The 18,414-nt window shown below is 42.8% G+C and carries 17 protein-coding genes and 3 pseudogenes; 8 read left to right on the forward strand and 12 right to left on the reverse strand.

The window, feature by feature from the left end:
- Nucleotides 1-104: 104 nt before the first annotated feature.
- Both H6G28_RS28260 and H6G28_RS28265 read left to right on the forward strand, forming a co-directional pair.
- Nucleotides 105-899 carry a pseudouridine synthase gene (locus tag H6G28_RS28260; protein ID WP_190675938.1) on the forward strand — a complete coding sequence of 265 codons (795 nt, stop codon included), beginning with the start codon at nt 105-107 and terminating at the stop codon, nt 897-899.
- Nucleotides 896-1,693, forward strand: coding sequence for a helix-turn-helix domain-containing protein (locus tag H6G28_RS28265; protein ID WP_190591658.1), 798 nt, complete (start codon nt 896-898; stop codon nt 1,691-1,693). The genes H6G28_RS28260 and H6G28_RS28265 overlap by 4 nt, the downstream gene beginning before the upstream one ends.
- Before the next feature lie 168 nt (nt 1,694-1,861).
- Here H6G28_RS28265 and malQ read toward each other — a convergent pair whose 3' ends face one another.
- Nucleotides 1,862-3,370, reverse strand: a complete 1,509-nt coding sequence (gene malQ, locus H6G28_RS28270; RefSeq protein ID WP_190591657.1) for a 4-alpha-glucanotransferase — start codon at nt 3,368-3,370, stop codon at nt 1,862-1,864.
- A gap of 152 nt (nt 3,371-3,522) precedes the next feature.
- On the opposite strand from malQ, the gene H6G28_RS28275 reads away from it, so the two are divergent.
- Nucleotides 3,523-3,957 (forward strand): NUDIX domain-containing protein, encoded by a 435-nt coding sequence (locus tag H6G28_RS28275; RefSeq protein ID WP_190591656.1) that lies wholly within the window; start codon nt 3,523-3,525, stop codon nt 3,955-3,957.
- Nucleotides 3,958-4,306: 349 nt separating this feature from the next.
- On the opposite strand, the gene H6G28_RS28280 is transcribed toward H6G28_RS28275, so the two are convergent.
- From H6G28_RS28280 to H6G28_RS28295, 4 genes are read right to left on the reverse strand one after another with little or no spacing between them, the layout of a single operon-like run.
- A complete protein-coding gene (locus tag H6G28_RS28280; RefSeq protein ID WP_190675941.1) occupies nt 4,307-5,575 on the reverse strand; it encodes an MFS transporter in 1,269 nt (422 codons plus the stop codon).
- A complete protein-coding gene (locus H6G28_RS28285; protein WP_190591654.1) occupies nt 5,544-6,014 on the reverse strand; it encodes a MarR family winged helix-turn-helix transcriptional regulator in 471 nt (156 codons plus the stop codon). Before H6G28_RS28285 ends, H6G28_RS28280 begins: the two co-directional genes overlap by 32 nt.
- Nucleotides 6,015-6,033: 19 nt before the next feature.
- On the reverse strand, nt 6,034-6,891 hold the full coding sequence (locus H6G28_RS28290; RefSeq protein WP_190591653.1) for an ABC transporter permease: 858 nt from the start codon (nt 6,889-6,891) through the stop codon (nt 6,034-6,036).
- Nucleotides 6,848-7,702 (reverse strand): ABC transporter ATP-binding protein, encoded by an 855-nt coding sequence (locus tag H6G28_RS28295; protein ID WP_190675943.1) that lies wholly within the window; start codon nt 7,700-7,702, stop codon nt 6,848-6,850. Before H6G28_RS28295 ends, H6G28_RS28290 begins: the two co-directional genes overlap by 44 nt.
- 213 nt (nt 7,703-7,915) lie before the next feature.
- Between H6G28_RS28295 and H6G28_RS28300 the strand changes: the two are divergent.
- The 3 genes and pseudogenes from H6G28_RS28300 to H6G28_RS28310 all read left to right on the forward strand — a co-directional run.
- Nucleotides 7,916-8,095: pseudogene (locus H6G28_RS28300) on the forward strand (penicillin acylase family protein); the annotation flags it as partial.
- Between the two features lie 216 nt (nt 8,096-8,311).
- Entirely contained in the window at nt 8,312-9,025 is a 714-nt protein-coding gene (locus tag H6G28_RS28305; RefSeq protein ID WP_190675944.1) for a diacylglycerol/polyprenol kinase family protein, read from the forward strand.
- A 169-nt stretch (nt 9,026-9,194) separates the two neighbouring features.
- Nucleotides 9,195-9,839 carry a class I SAM-dependent methyltransferase gene (locus tag H6G28_RS28310; RefSeq protein WP_190591650.1) on the forward strand — a complete coding sequence of 215 codons (645 nt, stop codon included), beginning with the start codon at nt 9,195-9,197 and terminating at the stop codon, nt 9,837-9,839.
- 108 nt (nt 9,840-9,947) lie between these two features.
- Here the strand turns inward: H6G28_RS28310 and H6G28_RS28315 are convergent, their stop codons facing one another.
- On the reverse strand, nt 9,948-10,274 hold the full coding sequence (locus H6G28_RS28315; RefSeq protein WP_190591649.1) for a hypothetical protein: 327 nt from the start codon (nt 10,272-10,274) through the stop codon (nt 9,948-9,950).
- Between the two features lie 148 nt (nt 10,275-10,422).
- Nucleotides 10,423-10,638, reverse strand: a complete 216-nt coding sequence (locus tag H6G28_RS28320; RefSeq protein ID WP_190591648.1) for a CAB/ELIP/HLIP family chlorophyll-binding protein — start codon at nt 10,636-10,638, stop codon at nt 10,423-10,425.
- Nucleotides 10,639-10,798: 160 nt separating this feature from the next.
- Here H6G28_RS28320 and H6G28_RS37695 point away from each other — a divergent pair.
- Nucleotides 10,799-11,800 (forward strand): annotated as a pseudogene (locus tag H6G28_RS37695) (FAD-dependent thymidylate synthase); the annotation flags it as partial.
- Nucleotides 11,801-11,812: 12 nt separating this feature from the next.
- Nucleotides 11,813-12,247: pseudogene (thyX, locus tag H6G28_RS37700) on the forward strand (FAD-dependent thymidylate synthase); the annotation flags it as partial.
- Nucleotides 12,248-12,357: 110 nt separating this feature from the next.
- Here the strand turns inward: thyX and H6G28_RS28330 are convergent.
- From H6G28_RS28330 to pipX, 5 genes are all read right to left on the reverse strand, one after another.
- Entirely contained in the window at nt 12,358-15,027 is a 2,670-nt protein-coding gene (locus H6G28_RS28330) for a DEAD/DEAH box helicase (protein ID WP_190675946.1), read from the reverse strand.
- 146 nt (nt 15,028-15,173) lie between these two features.
- On the reverse strand, nt 15,174-15,986 hold the full coding sequence (gene proC / locus H6G28_RS28335) for a pyrroline-5-carboxylate reductase (RefSeq protein WP_190675948.1): 813 nt from the start codon (nt 15,984-15,986) through the stop codon (nt 15,174-15,176).
- Between the two features lie 94 nt (nt 15,987-16,080).
- Nucleotides 16,081-16,677: a cell division protein SepF gene (locus H6G28_RS28340; RefSeq protein ID WP_190591644.1), complete on the reverse strand. Its 597-nt coding sequence runs from the start codon at nt 16,675-16,677 to the stop codon at nt 16,081-16,083.
- A gap of 363 nt (nt 16,678-17,040) precedes the next feature.
- Nucleotides 17,041-17,709: a YggS family pyridoxal phosphate-dependent enzyme gene (locus tag H6G28_RS28345; protein WP_190675950.1), complete on the reverse strand. Its 669-nt coding sequence runs from the start codon at nt 17,707-17,709 to the stop codon at nt 17,041-17,043.
- A complete protein-coding gene (gene pipX, locus H6G28_RS28350) occupies nt 17,706-17,984 on the reverse strand; it encodes a transcriptional coactivator PipX (RefSeq protein ID WP_190591642.1) in 279 nt (92 codons plus the stop codon). Before pipX ends, H6G28_RS28345 begins: the two co-directional genes overlap by 4 nt.
- Nucleotides 17,985-18,414 lie beyond the last annotated feature (430 nt).

The raw sequence follows: 18,414 nt of genomic DNA on the forward strand, positions 1-18,414 counted from the left end.
AACTAAACTGAAACAAGCCTTAAATTTAACATCTATGGCGATTCAGGACAAAATGCAAATATGATTATTATTTAAAGGTTGAATAAAGTATAAGTAATTTCAACATGGAGGTCAGATTACAAAAAGCACTATCACAGTTAGGTATTGCCTCACGGCGAGAAGCGGAAGAAATGATTCGGCAGTCGCGTGTGCAGGTAAATGGAGTAGTCGCAAATTTAGGTCAAAAAGTTAACACCCAAGAAGATGCGATCGCCATTGATGGCAAGTTAATTTCTGCCGCAGAACGTCCCCCCTTAATTTATCTGCTGCTCAACAAACCACCAGGAGTAGTTTCAACTTGCGCCGATCCCCAAGGCAGAAAGACTGTTTTGGATTTACTACCTAAAAAGTTACGTGCAGGTTTAGGGATTCATCCTGTTGGGCGTTTAGATGCAGAATCTACAGGCGCATTAATTCTCACCAATGATGGAGAATTAACCTTTGGACTCACTCATCCACGCCATAGTATTCCAAAAACTTATCGAGTTGTAGTCAAAGGTCATCCTTCGCCAGCAATAATCGAAAAGTGGTCTCAAGGTGTGATATTAGATGGAAGAAAAACGCTGCCTGCTCAAGTAAATTTTATAGAAAGTTCTGCGGAAAACAGTTGTTTAGAAATCGTTTTAAAGGAGGGTAGAAATCGCCAAATTCGGCGCGTAGCCGAGATTTTGGGACATCCAGTCATTAAATTACATCGAACTGCTATAGGCACAATTCAATTAAAACAGCCAAAACAAACCTTTTTATGTGAAGGTCAATATCGGTATTTGAGTGATGCAGAAATTCGTTTTCTGCACAACAGCATTAAGGGCAGAACTATTAAAGACTCAGCTGAGGGAAGGAGTAAAGTTAAATCATGAAGTGGTTTAAGGTTAAAAGCAAAAACAATGAGCAACCAACCCTAACTCTAGAACAACAACGTGCCGAAAAGCTGAAAGAAATGGGCGCTCAACTTTGGGCGGCGCGTCAAGAAAAAAGTTTATCTCTAGAAGAAATGGTGGTGATTACCAAAATTTCGCGGCGGTTGTTGCAGGCGATTGAAGAAGGTAATCTCGAAGACTTACCAGAACCAGTTTACATTCAAGGATTTATTCGTCAATATGCTGACGCACTAGGTTTTAACGGGACAGAATTTGCGAAGGCTTTTCCTGTAACTGTGATCCCAGCTACTCCCACGGCGGTTGCGCCTGTGAATCGGTCACTGAAACTATTACGGCCAGTTCATCTTTACTTGCTGTACATATTTGTAATTATTTGCTCTGTCAGCAGTTTGTCTAAAGTATTAAACGGTGCAGAATTGAGTGCTGATAATAACTCACAACCAGAAACTGTTTCCCAGCCCGCGCCTAATTCTAAACCAGAAAATACAGCCGCCGAGTCTGTCAGCAACAATCAAGAAAATCAAACTGTACAGATTGGTGTCACCTTAAAAGCCGCTTCTTGGATTCGGGTAGTGGCTGATGGTAAAACCGAGTTTGAAGGAGTTTTACCAGAGGGAAGCCATCGGGTTTGGAAAGCCCAAGAGCAACTCACCGTCAAAACCGATAATGCTGGAGGTGTGATGATGAGTGTGAATCAGCAAGAAGCTAGACAAATGGGAGAACCAGGGAAAGCAGAAGAAGTGAAAATTGCCGCCGCCAAGCCCCAATCTTAATTACACAGGACTTACGCAATGAGACGAAAAATCAATGTTTGGGTCAGGTGTAGGGCTGTAGGTTTTGAAAACCCTCCCATAACCTTTCACCCCTAAACCCAATCTCCACAGACAATCTTGGTGCGTAAGTCCTGTTTCCCTTGCTTCCTGCCCCCTGTCCAAGTTCCCTTATCTTGGTTGTGGGGCGCGGCCGTATAATTGGGTGAGAGTTTTTAAGCGATCGCTTAATTCTTGAGTCAGTGCTTCTGTATGATAGCGCCAGCCCCAATTACCTTCAGCCACACTGGGGAAATTCATCCGCGCGTCGGTTCCTAAGCCTAAAACATCCTGCAAGGGAATAATTGCTTGATTGGCGACAGAACTAAAAGCCAAGCGAATAATATCCCAATGCACACCTTCAGGACTGATACAACCTAAATAAAGTAGGAAGTTACGCTTTTCGTAATCATTTGCTTTATCGAACCAGCCAACGCTGGTATCGTTGTCATGGGTTCCGGTATAAACTACGAAATTCCGCGAGTAGTTGAATGGTAAAAAGGGATTACCGGGATCAGAACCAAAAGCAAACTGCAATACCTTCATTCCCGGAAATTCATATTTATCGCGTAGTGCTTCTACTTCTGGGGTAATTACGCCCAAATCTTCAGCTAATACAGGTAACTTACCCAAAGCTTCCTTAATAGCAGCAAACAATTCATCTCCCGGTGCTTTCACCCACTCGCCATTAATTGCAGTTTCTTCCCCTTGGGGAACAGCCCAATAAGCTTCAAATCCGCGAAAGTGGTCAATGCGAATCACATCGAGATAATCCAGCATCGCTTCAAAGCGACCTATCCACCACTTAAAGTTTTGGTTTTGTAATTCTTCCCAGTCGTAAACCGGGTTTCCCCACAATTGACCAGTAGCACTAAAGTAATCTGGTGGAACTCCTGCCATTAATTTTGGTTCTCTGGTTTCCTCATCTAAACAAAAAATTTCAGGATGCGACCAGACATCAGCACTATCTTGAGCGACATAAATCGGAATATCGCCAATAATTTGAATGCCACTCATATTGGCATAGGCTTTGAGTTCTGACCATTCACGGAAAAACTCAAATTGGATGAATTTATAATAAAAAATCTCTGCACTTAACTGCTGCTTTGCTTGCTCAAGTGCTGCTGGTTCGCGCTTGACTAGTTCTGGTTCCCAAGTATGCCAACTTGTACCCTCATGGGCATCTTTTAGCGCCATGAATAAAGCATAATCATCTAACCAATAAGCTTTACTGTCACAGAAACCCGCAAATTCAGTTTGTTGTAGAGGCGTTGCTTGGCTTTGAAAATTTTTGCAGGCTATTTTGAGCAGTTGGGTTTTAAAGGCAATTACTTTGTCGTAGTCTACCTGAGAATTGTTAAATTCTGGCAGATTCGCAAAGTCTGCTTCAGCGAGTAAACCTTGTTCTTGGAGTTTTTCGGGACTGATGAGGAAAGGATTACCCGCCATTGCAGAATAAGCCGCATAAGGAGAGTTACCGTAACCAGTCGGCCCCAAAGGTAAAACTTGCCAATATTGCTGGTAACTCTCGCGGAGAAAATCAATAAACTTGTAGGCTGCTAAACCTAAATCACCAATACCAAATCGGCTGGGTAAAGAAGTAGGATGCAGCAAAATGCCACTTGATCTAGGAAAAGGCATATTTATGTAATTTCAAGTATAAGTCTGGAGGATACGCTGGGCGATCGCATTGAATTTACCACAGAAAAGGAAGCTCTGGTCTTGTATCCTTAGTCATTTGTTATGTGTTATGACTTAGTGATCTATTGACCATTGACTATTGAATCTTGACTATGAGTTACCGCAACCCCGCGCCAACGGTTGATATCATCATTGAATTAATTGACCAACCACATCGGCCAATAGTGTTAATTGAAAGGCTTAATTCCCCTTTTGGTTGGGCAATTCCCGGTGGTTTTGTTGACTATGGTGAATCGGTGGAAGTCGCAGCCAAGCGAGAAGCTGAAGAAGAAACTAGTTTAAAGGTTGAGTTGATTGAACAATTTTTGGTGTATTCTGACCCCAGCCGCGACCCCCGTCAGCATACGATTAGCATAGTATTTTTGGCTACAGCTACGGGAGAACCAAAGGCGGGAGATGATGCCAAGGGTATAGGTGTTTTTGAGTCTTGGCTTGTACCGACTAATTTATGTTTTGATCATGACCGTATTCTGCGCGATTATTGGCGTTATCGGCATTATGGTATACGTCCCAGGCTAGGGATTTAACGTAGACGCAAATTCCCGAAGGGTAGGGTACCACAGAGGTGCAGAGGGCGCGGAGAGAGGAGAATTGCTTAGTATTCAATGCTGGGACACTATTAGGAAAATCAGCCGTAGGACAAAGACAAATTCATCATGAAAATCTTCGAGATTTATGCCTCGAAGGAGTGGATTTGAGTGGAATAGAATTAAATAATGCTGATTTATCGCAGTCCTAAATCACTTTTGAACAACAATATCCCCGACTTCTCAAAGAAGTCGGGGATTTGAGCCTTTCAATTTTTACAAATCACGTAGGATTGCTATAACAGGAGCAGATTTAGATGATGTCAATTTAAGTAACGCTATTTAGACTTTAATCTAATTCTTCCAATGACCCAAGTTTAACCATACCAGGCCAAATCTTAGCGACTGCCAGCACTACTAAAATTGTGCCAACACCACCGCCCACCACCGCCGCAATCGGGCCAAATATGGCAGCCGCTAAACCAGATTCAAAACCACCCAACTCGTTAGAAGCACTGATAAACACGCTATTAATTGCCGCTACTCGACCACGTAAATGATCGGGTGTTTTAATTTGAACTAAAGTATGGCGAATTACTACACTAATGCTATCTAACGCACCGCTCAACACCAACATAAGTATAGATAGCCAAAACCAACGGGATAGACCAAAAATAATTGTAACCACGCCAAAGCCAACAACTGACCAAAGTAAGGCCGGCCCGGCTTTGCGTAATGGGGGTAGATAGGCTAAACTCACAGCCATAATTAATGCGCCGATGGAAGGGGCGGCTTGCAGGTAGCCTAATTCTACTGGCCCGACGCGCAAAATATCTTTGGCAAAAATTGGCAGTAGGGCGATCGCACCACCAAATAACACCGCAAACATATCTAAGGTAATGGCGGCTAAAATCAACTGATTCTCCCAGAGAAATTTCACGCCGGCGGAGAGTGCTTGTAAAGAAAGTGGTTCTTTGGTGCGAATATTTTTTTGCTCTTTAATTGTGGCTGTGAGACAGAAACATAAAAAAGCAGCGATCGCCGCTAATATATATACCCCTGTCGCACTTCCTAACAAAGCAATGCCAAAGCCACCCAAGGCGGGGCCAATTACTGCGGCTAACTGAAAGCTACTACTATTCCAAGTGGCAGCATTGGTAAAAGCACTCACAGGTATTAACTGCCACATCAAAGCATCACCCGCCGGCTTGAGAAATGCCCTAGCAACTCCAGATAACACTAAGCAGGCATAAATTAAAAATACTGCTCCCTTGGTATAGGAAAGCACTGCTAAAGTCAGGGAACAGAGAGCGAGTAAGATAACTGAAGATAAAACAGTGATTTTGCGATCGCGGCGATCGGCTAAATCTCCCGCAACTAAGGTGAGGGCAATAATCGGTAAGACTTGAGCGAGTCCCACACCACCTAAAGCCAAGGCTGAATCAGTCCGTTCATACAGTTCCCAGCCGATGGCGACTGTTTGCATTTGAGCGCCGATAAATAACAGTAACCGCCCAATGGTAAATAATCTATAGTCTCGAAATCTTAACGCCGCAAAGGGATCGTGTTTTTCAGCCTGATTGCTGTTAGGAGTTAATTTCCGTTTGATCGAAGACATTTTTTAAGAAGGTTAACCCTTGTTCAATCTGAGAATATTCCTCGGCTGACAAATTATTGAGAATGTCAGCAATTTGAGCGCGAGTATGATTGAGGGATTGCTGAAGATGATACTTACCCTCGTCAGTTAAGTTGAGAACTATCCGCCGTCGCTCTTGGGGATGATGTTCGCGTTGTACTAAGTTGCGCTGTACTAGCCGTTCTATGGTTGCGGAAGCTGTGGCTGAGGTGACACCAAGATGTTCTGCTAAACCAGATAATGAACCACCAGGATTGCGGTTGATAAATGCCAGCGATCGCAACTGGGGAATTGACAAAAACCCGGCGTTATGCGCTCGCATCTCCTTCCTGATAAACCGCATCACTAATGGAATGGTTTCCATGACTTTGGCTGCACATTCTTCAGAAGTGGCCGTATGTGAGGGTTTATCGAGCTTCATTGGCTAGTAGTTCTCCTAGTTACATCGCCACCCGTGGATAAAGTTTGCCACAGATGAGGGTTAATATTATTAATGTTAGTAGGAGAATTGTACAATCCAGACTAAATCCATAAAGACTTGTACCGTTGAGTAGCATTTTGCCACGTAAAGCATCAACCTCATAAGTTAAAGGATTGATGTGAGAAATAAATTTTAGCCAGTCAGGCATTAAGGAAATCGGATAAATCGCATTGCTGGCAAAAAACAACGGCATGGTTAATAACTGTCCAATTCCCGTCATTCTTTCTCTGGTTTTCACCAAACAACCAATAATCAGGGAAAAAATACAAAAACATCCCGCACCCATGAAAACAATCAGTAAGACTTGGATAATTGCCAAGGGATGTAAATTCAGCTTGACTCCTAATAAAAATGCCAACCCATAAATAATAAATACCTGTGACAAGCACCTGACTCCACAAGCTACGGCTTTGCCTAATACCATTGCAACGCGGGGTGTCGGACTGGCGAGGAATTTATGCACAATTCCTAAATCCCGTTCCCAAATTAAAGTCATTCCCCCAGTGAAAATGGCAACAAATAAAACACTCTGCGCCAAAATTCCCGCCGTCATAAAATCTAAATAAGGCAGATTTCCCTGAGTTGGGATGGCTCTAGTTTTGGCGAAGACTTGCCCAAAGATGAGTAACCATAGTGCTGGCTGGACGGCTCTCACAGCTAAATCTGTGGGATCATGGCGGAGTTTGCGAACTTCTAGTTCTGCGATCGCCAATGTTTTAATGATTAACTCACTAATTGCAGAGATAAAATTATGCTTGCGCGTCGCTTTGTTTCTAACCCAACCGTTGAGCAGTACGCCTGGTTCTTGCTGTGTCACGGTAGTTAACTCCTGATACTAATTGGTCGCCTGTGTAGTGGATAAAGACATCATCTAAAGTTGCATTCGGCTTACCGAGTGAGGCTTTGAGGTCTTTGGGTACGCCTTGGGTAATTTCTGCGCCACGCTGCATAATTACCACTCGGTCACAAAGATTGTCAGCTTCTTCTAGAAAGTGGGTAGTTAAAAATATCGTGGTGCCAAAATCAGTACAAAGTTTCTGTACTAATTGCCAAACCTGAGTGCGTGCGAGGGGATCTAGTCCGACTGTGGGTTCATCTAAAAACAAAATTTGCGGCTGATGCAAAATCGATTGAGCTATTTCCAACTTGCGAATCATCCCACCAGAGTAATTTCTGACTAAGCGATGGGTAGCATCTGCTAAACCCATAAATCCCAGAATTTCCTTAATGTATCGTTCTCGATGCTTGCTAGGAATTTCATACAACTTGGCAAATATCAACAGGTTTTCATACCCGGTGAGGCTACCATCAGCAGAAAGAGCTTGTGGTACATAGCCAATCACCCTTCTCACAGCTGTAGATTGATGGGTGATGTCATAGCCAGCTAAGGTTGCTTTCCCTGCGCTGCTAGGTAACAGAGTCGTCAACATTTTAATTACGGTACTCTTACCTGCACCATTCGGCCCCAGTAAGCCAAAAACTTCCCCTTGTTTTACAGAGATGCTAAGGTCGTCAACTGCCGTAACCTTACCAAAGCGGCGTGTGAGTCCTTGGGTTTCTAGAATAATCGGTTTCGGTATGCTGGCAGGTATTTCCGACCGATTTACTTTTCCTGTCAGTCCTGTCACAAGTTTATCTACTCTCTTATAATTAGATAAACTAAATATTAGATTTACAATATATACCTGTCAATAGTTCATGGCATAAAAGTTAATGATTGACGCACTCCCCACTTTCAATACATTTCGGTTAACATCTAAATCTTGATTCAGATCCCCCTAACCCCCTTTAACCTGGGGTAAAGTCATGGCTTACGATTTGGGGAGGAATTTTCAAAGTGAAAACGCACCGTCACTAAAAAAACAATTTTGGCAAATGATCCACATTTAGCCGTGCAGATTCCTTCGATTTGGTATGAAATGGGATTGCATTGTATTAACAAGAATGCTGAATGTCCTTATAACGTGGCGGGTTTTTCCTTTGCGGGAATGTTAGGGGTGATTATCGGTCATAGCGATCGCTGGTATGCTGTAGTAATTAATTCCAAAATCTCATTCTAAGTAGAGCGACGTAAATATTTTTAATTGTAAAAAGGTCGAGGTAGAAGGCAGAAGGAAAGAGGGTTTTAGTTTAATTAACTTTTCTTAATATAGTTATGTTTTTTCCCACCGACTTACTTATGTCAAGGCAATAAAAGCGAAAATAACTATTAATCATTGATCCTTGACCAGTAACAAATGACCAACTCTGATCTGATTGGACTAGCTGCTTCTTACACCTACGCTATAAGTTTATTAGCCCTTGGTGAAGGACTGCGAAAATTTTTTGGTATTCAGCCAGACTTAACTCGCAAAGTTATCCACATCAGCGCCGGAATGTGGATTTTTGGTGTGTTGCTGCTGTTTAAACATTGGCAAATTGGGATTATTCCCTTCGCTACCTTTATCGGTGTTAACTATCTGCTTTACCGTTATCGACTTATCGGTGCAATGGATACTGAAGATAGTTCTCCAGGGACAGTTTATTTTGCAATTTCAGTCACGCTACTTTTTGGGTTATTCTGGCGACCAGATAATTCAGTTGATCATGTCCCCATTGCTGTGGCTGGAATTATGGCTATGACTTGGGGAGACGCTTTAGCTGCATTAATTGGTAAAAGTTTTGGACAACACAAATACCAAATCGGTTCATCTGTACGTTCTTGGGAAGGTTCACTGGCGATGTTTTTAGCCAGCACAACAGCAATATTTTTGGTACTGATGTTTTTACCTGGTTCTTTCCTGAGTCCTTTAGCTGTAACTTTTAGTGTGAGCAAGGCTTTGTTAACAGCGTTAATTAGTGCGAGTTTCGCAACTTTAGTTGAAGCCATCTCACCCCAAGGTACAGATAACCTCAGTGTGCCACTAGTTACCGCAGGTGTAATTTGGGCATTGATGCAGATTTCAGTATAGAACTCTTGTACCAATCCCCCAAGAATTCCATGAGACTGTTGACGAATTAAAAAGGTGTAAAACCAAACATCTGATAAAAATGGCAAAGATGAAGCAGAAGTAAAAATAGCTGTTTTTTCTTTCTTGTTTATACTAAGTTTTGTAACGAGCTTTTAAAAAATCGATATTTATGACACTTAGACCAAATCAACGCCAAAAATTAGATGATACGGATGATCGGTTATTTTATGCCTATCCTCGCTTCGTCACTCATGTTGATGATGGGTTTATTCAGCAGCTAACAGATTTGTACCGCGATCGCCTCAAACCCAACACTCGCATCATTGATATGATGAGCAGTTGGGTATCTCATTTACCAGAAGAAATAGAGTTTGCCCATATTGAAGGACATGGACTCAACGCTGAAGAACTCGCACGCAATCCGCGCCTAAATCATTATTTTGTCCAAAATCTCAACGACAATCCGCAGCTACCCCTACAAGATCAAGATTTTGATGCTGTGCTGATTTGCGTTTCTGTGCAGTATCTACAATATCCCGAAGCCGTCTTTTCCGAAATTCATCGCATTCTCAAACCTGGTGGTATTGCGATTATTAGCTTTTCTAACCGGATGTTTTTTCAAAAAGCCATTCAAGCTTGGCGTGATGCTTCCGAAGCCGCCAGAGTCGAATTAGTTAAGCACTATTTCACCTCAGTACCGGGATTTACCACTCCAGAAGTGATTGTTCGCCAGTCAACTATGCCCTATTTTTTACAGTTGATGGGTATTGGTGCGGGAGATCCTTTTTATGCTGTGATTGCTCATCGCAATTGAATTAGGACTTACACACAAGGATGATCTATGGAAGCTGGGTGTAAGGGTGTAAGGGTTTTGAACACCTACGCCTATGCTTCGTCTTCATTACTTAGTAACTAGACGATTTCATCGCATTTCCGAGTGAATATCTACAGTTATAAGCTTTTTATCAAAAGTGTAAAACATAGTAGCGAAGCAGTGAAGTGGGTACAAAATACCTGAGTTTAATTCTTTTACTCCTCCAATTGCTATTTGAGCCGCATAATAGTTACCAAAACCAATTTGATAATTATTTTGCCTATAACTCTTTGATACTACTTCAAGTAATACATCACGAGGAACTATAATTGTTCCTCGTTCTAATTCAAGTACACACTTTAATTTATCCTCCCATAAAGTATTAATTAAGTCTGATTTTACTTCTGAATCAGGTAGAAAATTATCAATGTTCATCTGGTTTAAATACAGTTTCTAAAAATGACAATTATGAGTTCTGAATTCTGGCTCCTGACTTCTGAATTGTATATATATAAACAGAGAGACGGGATATTTCCCGTCTCTCTTAAATTTAAAAAATAATTGCGTTTTAAGAATTTAGTGATTACAGACTGGATAAAAGCCCAAAAACGCCATGTCCAGTAAATACTTCTAATGCTATCAGTGAGATAAAACCAATCATTGCTAAACGACCATTGAGAAGTTCTGAATATGGTTTAAAGCCAGTGCGATCGCCTTGCTCATCTACATAAATTTTTGGCTCAACCGCAAAGTTATTCATCTTGCCCTGATCATCAACAATAGAACCGTTGGTACGCATCAAATTTTCCCCAATTGCTTTCGCTTGTAAAGAAGTGTAACAGGATTAGTAAACTTTTGTAAAGTATCTGAGTCTACCCAAAGCTATATGATGATGTTCTGAGTTTTGAGTCATGTGTAACAAACAGGCTCTACTCCTCATGTCAACTCTGAGAAAACCCATGCAGCGATTCCGAGTAGAGGTTATTACCAAAACACCAAATCCGCAGCAAGTGATTTATGCTGCGATGCACCAGGACTATACTGACGCATTTGTGGTTGATGAACGAGACTCATGGCCTTCGGAATCACAATGCGGTGAAGTTATTGTTAAACGACTGTTAGCCGGAGAACGGGGACATTACGGGCCGCTAGAACATCCGCAAATTGTCTTCAACTGTGGTTATTTTCCTCACAGCGTCATGCAACAAGCCCGGACTCATCGCGTCGGAGTGAGCTTTGATGTTCAGTGTCTGAGTGGAGATAGTGAGGTTACTTTTGTTAAAACTTCGGGTGGTTTAACAAAAATCAAAATTTCCGAACTTTACGATTTATGGACTAACGGTGAAAAAGCCCTTCGTGAAAGAAAAATTCGAGGACGTAAGGGAGAAGCACCAGGAATATATCGCAGAGATTGTAAAACACAACTGCGAAAAATGAAATTGCGTGTTCTCAATGAAGAAACAGGTATTTTTGAAATTGGTCACATTAAAGAAGTTTTTGACCAAGGACTACAACCTGTTTATCGCTTAACTCTAGAGGATGGCAGAACGTTAGACTGTACAGAAAATCATCGCTTGCTAACTGAACGAGGTTGGCAGACTATGGGAGAAGCTTTAGAGTTAGTAACGAATAATAATAGAGAAGTTATTACATATAACCAAAATTGTTACTTAATGACCAACGGAGTTATTGTTGGTGAGCGGTTGTGTCGAGATAAAGCTTGCTTGCAAGAACAGTTATCGGCTGGTTTAACTGTGAGACAAATTCATAACCAGGGATTAGAACTAAAATTTGCCCAAAATTTTGTTCCTATTGTGGCTCTTGCTCAAAAACCAAAACCCACGGGACGAAAATTAAAAGCGCACCCAATGAAAGTTGTGCAAGTGCGCTATTTAGGCTTGCAAAAAACTTATGATTTAGAAGTAGATGGCAAATGGCATAATTTTGTTGCTAATGGTGTAGTTGTTCACAATTCGTTCAGATATACAGGCAATCAGTTTATTGAAGTCATAGAAGGCAAGAAAGACATAGAAGATGTTTTCTACCTACGTCCTGTAGGTCATTACACAGATAGACAAGGCAAAAAATATTACTACTCACCAGAGCAACGAGCCGCAGATTTAGAATGGTGTATGGAAGCAGCTAAAAGATATGCGGCAAGTTTCCAAGCTGGGATGTCGGAAGAACATGCTAGAGGAATAGTGCCGTTTGACTATCGCCAGCATTTTGTTGTGAGCTTTAATGTCAGGTCATTTTTGCATTTTTGTGACCTGAGAAATAAAAAAGATGCCCAGTTAGAAATTCAGAAGTTGTGCGAATTAATGTGGCCGCATTTTGCCGAGTGGACACCAGCGATCGCACAATGGTATGAAAAGCAGCGTCTAGGTAAAGCTCGACTGGCACCTTGATTCTTGGGGGAAGGGGGACAAAGGGGATAAGGGAGACAAGGGAGACAAGGTAGAAACTATTTTTCTTCACCCTTGTCTACCCCCTCTACCTTGTCTACCCCCTCTCCCGACTACTCAACTACCTCATTGACTGGGAACCGATCAATTAACTGCATCGCCCGGTAAGCGTTACGCTGCAAAACGTCTGGGAGATGGGGAACATGGGGAATTTGAGATAATAAATCGAGAGTCCGGCGTAAAATTCGCACGACATCGCCTTCATCCAAGCTGGTGTGGTTACAGAGTTCTGTCCATTCCATACCCAATGCCCATTGTTCAACGATCGCAATTAACTCAAATTCTAACCAGATCGGTAACGCCACATTATATCGCCGTTGCAGTTGGAACATTTGACGGCGGATACCCCGAAGTTTGGCTAAAGCCTCGGCAACTTCTTCACTTAAGTCAAAGTTGACTCGACTATCGGGGCGGGGAGTTTCTGTCACCAACGCGGCGACAGCTGCGGCTAAGTGCTGCGGGTCTAATTGGTTAAATTCACCACTCGCAAACACTAAACCTAGCCATAATTCATTTTCGCCCCGAATGGCGGCGGCCATTTGTCCTAATTCTGTGGGGACTAAGTTATCCAAACAACCGAAGTGTTGCAAAATCTCAATTAAATTGAGAAATTCTTCCCAATGGCGTTGTGATTGTTGGGCGACTTGTCCTTGCAGTTGTTCGAGTTCGGCTTCAAGTTCTACATAACGCGCTCGGCGTTTAAAAATTGTCGAAGCATTACCAGACTGGCGCAGTGGATGATTTTCGATTTGTTCTTCCACGGCGGTAACGCGACTGAGTTGTTCTGCGACTTCTGGTGGTAAATTGAGAGTTTCATCGGGGTTAGGAATGAGTTTGGCGATCGCAGCTGTTTGTTCATTCCCACGGTAAGATTGTCCTGGCTTAAAGATTAATTCTGATGGTGGCAGAATATCTCCTGGCACATCCAGGCGGGGGAGTTCAGCATGTAAATTCATCACATCTTCCGTTGTCGCCACATACCAACGGTTATCCTGTCCCAAACAAACAAAATATGGTGCTTGTACTCCAGGGCTTTTACCAACTAAAACTGCCATCACAGGTGCAGAAACCGTGATATTTTTGCCTTTGAGACTTAACAGTGTGCCAGAAACAGCAAAGCCCAACATCATGACTAACTCTTCTTGACGGTCATCTTGGGCTTGTTTTTGCAGAGTTTTTAATAATTGGCGTTCGGTTTTTAGACGTTGGCGTAATTTCTCATAAATAGCAATTTCGTTTTCATCTACAGCCGCGATTTGTTCTTGGAGTTGGGCTAATTGGGCTTGCAGTTCAGCTATCTCATCGTATTCTGGTTTGAGGTGCAAGTTAGCTATGTACTGACCAAAACTACGTTCTACTAATTCTCTAGCTTGTTCTATGGTGTGAGTTTGCAGTAAATTCAACACCATACCATAGCTCGGTGTAAATTGGCTGACTAAAGGATCTGGTTTTGATGTCGCCAGATAGGCTGCTTCCTTCGCGCCTTCAAAGGGAGTTTGGACTGTCACCACATGACCTTGTTTATCCATCCCCCGCCGACCAGCCCGACCTGCCATTTGCAGAAATTCGGAAGCATTTAACAAACGGTGTCCGGTGTCGGTACGTTTTGACAAGGTGGAAATCACTGTGGTACGGGCAGGCATATTAATCCCGGCGGCTAAGGTTTCCGTCGCAAATACCACTTTAATCAATCCCTGTTGGAATAATTCTTCCACCAGTACTTTCCACGCAGGTAAAATCCCGGCATGGTGGGCAGCAATGCCGCGATAAAGGGGGGCAATTTGTCCCGAACGTCCGGCTTCCGGGTTACGGTTTAAAAAGTCGTCGATTTGCTCCCGTAATATTTGTGACTCTTGACCATTGACTAACCATAAATCACCCACCTCAGCCACAGCTTTATCGCATCCCCGACGGCTAAAGATAAAGTAAATGGCGGGGAGCATATCTCGCTGTTGGAGTTGGCTTAAGGTATAGATGATGCCTGGGGCTTCTGGTCTGCCGTTTTTACCTTTGTCAGCTTGTCCTTTGCGATGTTTCTTAATGAGGCGGGGATTAATTTTGTTTTGCGTATCATTCAGCAAGGGAAACAGACCTTTGGGATTACAGAAATGAAATTCCAAAGGCACTGGGCGAAAATCAGAATAAATCAGGTCTGTGGGGCCGTGGACTTGGTTTAACCAATCTGTTAGTTGTTCGCTATTGGCAACTGTGGCGGAGAGGGCTGCTAGTTGCACTTCACGGGGACAGTAAATAATCGATTCTTCCCAAACTGTACCGCGTTGGCGATCGTTCATGTAGTGGCACTCATCCAATACCACTGCTTCCACATCCACCAAGGAAATGCCAACTTGCCCGATGGGTGTGCCATAGAGCATATTGCGGAAGATTTCTGTGGTCATGACCAAAATTGGTGCATCTCGGTTAATAGACGCATCACCAGTTAACAGTCCTACTAAATCGGCACCAAACTTCTCACGAAAATCGCGGAGTTTTTGGTTCGACAAGGCTTTGAGGGGTGTGGTGTAGAATACGCGCTTTTTTCGAGCTAGGGCGCGATAAATAGCGTATTCTCCGACTAAGGTTTTGCCAGAACCCGTGGGCGCACATACAACTACGGAGCGTCCAGCATTAAGGGACGCGATCGCATCTTTCTGAAACTGATCCAGATCAAAGGGAAATATCGACCCTAAGTTGATTTCTGGAGACGGTGCGGGATAGTTCACTCAATCACATTTGCAACCAGACTGTTTACTATATTAACGGGTCTTTTGTCAACTTCGTCATAGGAAGTAGGGAATAGGGAGTAGGGAATGGGGAATAGGCATATTTTCTAATTTCCCCACTCCCTACTCACCACTCACCACTCCCCTCATTTTCCCAATTCTTGCGATCGCGCTGTGGCGGCTTTGACTGCTTCAATTAAAGCCGAGCGAAATCCAGCTTTTTCTAATTGGCTAATACCAGCAATAGTTGTCCCTCCAGGACTAGTTACTCTGTCTTTCAATTCTGCTGGGTGCATTTTGCTGGTGTGCAGTAATTGTGCGGTTCCCAATACTGTTTGCAAGGCGAGTTGATTGGCAATTCCTCTGGGTAAGCCTGCGGCGACTCCACCATCTGCTAAAGCTTCTACCAATATAGAGACGTAAGCCGGGCCGCTACCAGATAAGCCTGTGACAGCATCCATCAAGCTTTCGGAGACTTCCACCACTTCTCCCACGGCGGAAAATATCTCTGATGCTTTTTGCTGGTGTTTAGCATTTGTATACGCACCTAAACAGATAGCTGTCATCCCCGCCCCGACTGTGGCTGGGGTGTTGGGCATTGCTCTAATGACTGGTAATCCTGGGAATGATGCTTCTAGGTGATGTAAAGGCACTCCTGCCAAAATCGATATCACCAAGGGGGAATGTTCTGCTAAAACAATATCTGCTAATTCTTGAGCGATCGCACTAAATACTTGCGGTTTTACAGCTAAAAATATGACTTCCTGCGCTTGTTGAAATACCAAGCTATTATCTGCTGTCACAGCCACATTGTATTGCTGCTGCAAAAAAGCCTGACGCGCTGGCTGGGGTTCGCTAATGATTACTTCTGAGGGTTGGTAGATGCCCCGCTCAAGCAGGCGGGATAACAGCGCCTCTCCCATTACCCCACCACCAATTAAGCCAAATTTTCTAGTCATTTATGATTGGTCATTAGTCACTTGTCATTAGTCATTTGTATCTTAGAACGAGGGACAAAGGACGAAGGACAAAGGACTAATGACTAATTTCAATTTATTGTGCCATGCGGTTAGGTTCATTTCCCCAGTTTGGTGTGGCAGTTGGGGCGGTACGTACAGGACGCGCTGGCGGTTGTGGTACTTCATGAATAACTCCACCTTGGGTGCTGACTTGTACGCAGCTTGGCGTAAACAAAAAGATGCTTTCTCCAATCCGCTCTTGATGTCCATCTAATGCGTAAGTTCCACCAGCAACAAAATCAACTGCTCTTTGAGCTTGATCCGGGTCCATGATTGTCAAGTTGAGTACAACTGATTTGCGCTCACGTAACGCTTGAATTGCCTGGGGCATTTCTTCAAATGTACGAGGTTCAAGCACTAATACTTCAGAAATCCCGTTTACTGCTCCTGGCATACCAATTACGTTCCCCATCGTAGACTTTGATCCTGTTGCTACATCATTACCCATTGTAGACATGGGTTCCCGCCAACGTCGATTCTGTGTAGTAGCTTCTGCTGGTGCAGGTTGAGGATTTTCCTCTTGATACAGATTTTGGTAGTGATCTGTATCTGGTTCTTCCTCATAATATTCGTATTCTACCTGCTCGTTCAGCCCTACGAAATCTCGCAGTTTGGAAAATATATTGTTCATTTGGTACGCTCCTGATGCAAATTACCTTTATCGATTTGGCTGATAGTTGATGTAGCCACTAAAGATCACTACAAAGGACGGACAATTTAGTAATCTTATCGTTGTTTGTAGCTTCTGTTACAACTATAGATAATGAACGGACGCTTTTGTAAACGCCTGTACCTTAACCTAGATACAATAATGAGTCAAGATTATATCCCAAAGATTTTAGGATATAAAGCTTAATTACAGGTTTTTTTGATGTTTCGTTACTTTTGTTAATGATTTTTTTAGTGTTTTATTGTACCAGCACTCTAGGACAATTATATGTATTTCTTACCTAGAAGCTCTGGTACAAATAGTCAAGAATTGCTGTCAGCGAAACTATTGGCGATCGCCAAATAAAATAGTTCCCAATCTTACCATCGTTGCTCCCGCTTGGACTGCCAGTTGATAATCCCCAGACATCCCCATCGACAGTTCCTGTATTTGAACATTTGGCAAGTTTTGTAACTGAATTTGTTTTGCTAAATCATGAGTGCTATTAAATACATGCAAAATTTCCGCCTCAGTCAACCCCAGAGGCGGAATTGTCATCAATCCTTGAATTTGTAAAAACTGGCACTGGTTGAGTTCCCCTAAGTCTGCCAGTAATTCTGGAACAGTCCAACCTGATTTTTGCGGGTCTGGAAGGATTTTGACTTGCAGACAGACTTTTGGGGTAACTCCTAGCTGCTGTGCTAATTGATTTAATCGCTGCGCCAGCTTCAAATTATCTACAGAGTGAATCCACTCAAATAGTTCTAGGGCTTTTTTGGCTTTATTACTTTGCAAATGTCCAATCAAATGCCAAGTAATATCAGATAAGTCCTGTAACTGAGCTTGTTTAGTGGCAGCTTCTTGGATACGGCTTTCGCCAAAATCACGAATTCCGGCGTTGTAAGCTAAACGAATCATCTCCGCCGAAACTTGCTTGCTGACAGCAATTAACCTGACCGAAGATGGCAGTGAGGCGCGAATATTGGCAATATGTTCGTCAATCGAACTACTCATTGGAACGTGCGTTGGAAAACACTCTGAAGCTGATCGTACTCCTGAGATGAACCATTACGGCGTAGAGTCCGCAAACGATTTTCTAACATCATTCTGGCTTCAGTACGTCCAATGGGTTGAAATTTAATACCTTTAACGTCGTTTGTTACCAGAAAAAATAAGCGTTGGGCATAAAGTGTAGTGAACATATCTTGGTTGTCGTCAACCACACAAATCCGATAAAGTAAGCCCCAAGTTGGATGATTGATGTAGATTTCAGGATTTTCTGGAGTCATTTAAGAGTCAAGGTGGGAGTATGTATATTGATTTGTAGTTTTAGACAAACATCCAGACGATGATCATACCTGTTCGTCAGAATATTTAGTTAAAACTACTCCAATTGAGTGATTTCTGCCATCACTTGGCAGTGATGAAATCTTTGATGATGCCTAGTAGGACTTCGCAGTAAGACGAAAAACCAAGGGTGAAGGGGCAGAATCAAGTCAAAAGTCAAAAGTTAAAAGTTAAAGATTCTCTGGCTTTTGAATTGTGACTTCCCTGTGAGGGTGTAGTGTTCAAAACTCTGACACCGTTCGGCTGACGCAGAAATTGAGCAGTTTTGCAAGCTCACTGTATCACTGGGCGCAACTGACAGCGAAGCCCATAACCTGTCACTTATCCCCTGCTACAAAAATAGCCAAAGCTGACCTAAAATCGATGTTGGCG

Source organism: Nostoc sp. FACHB-190, assembly GCF_014696905.1.
In the GTDB taxonomy this organism is placed as follows: Bacteria; Cyanobacteriota; Cyanobacteriia; order Cyanobacteriales; family Nostocaceae; genus Nostoc_B.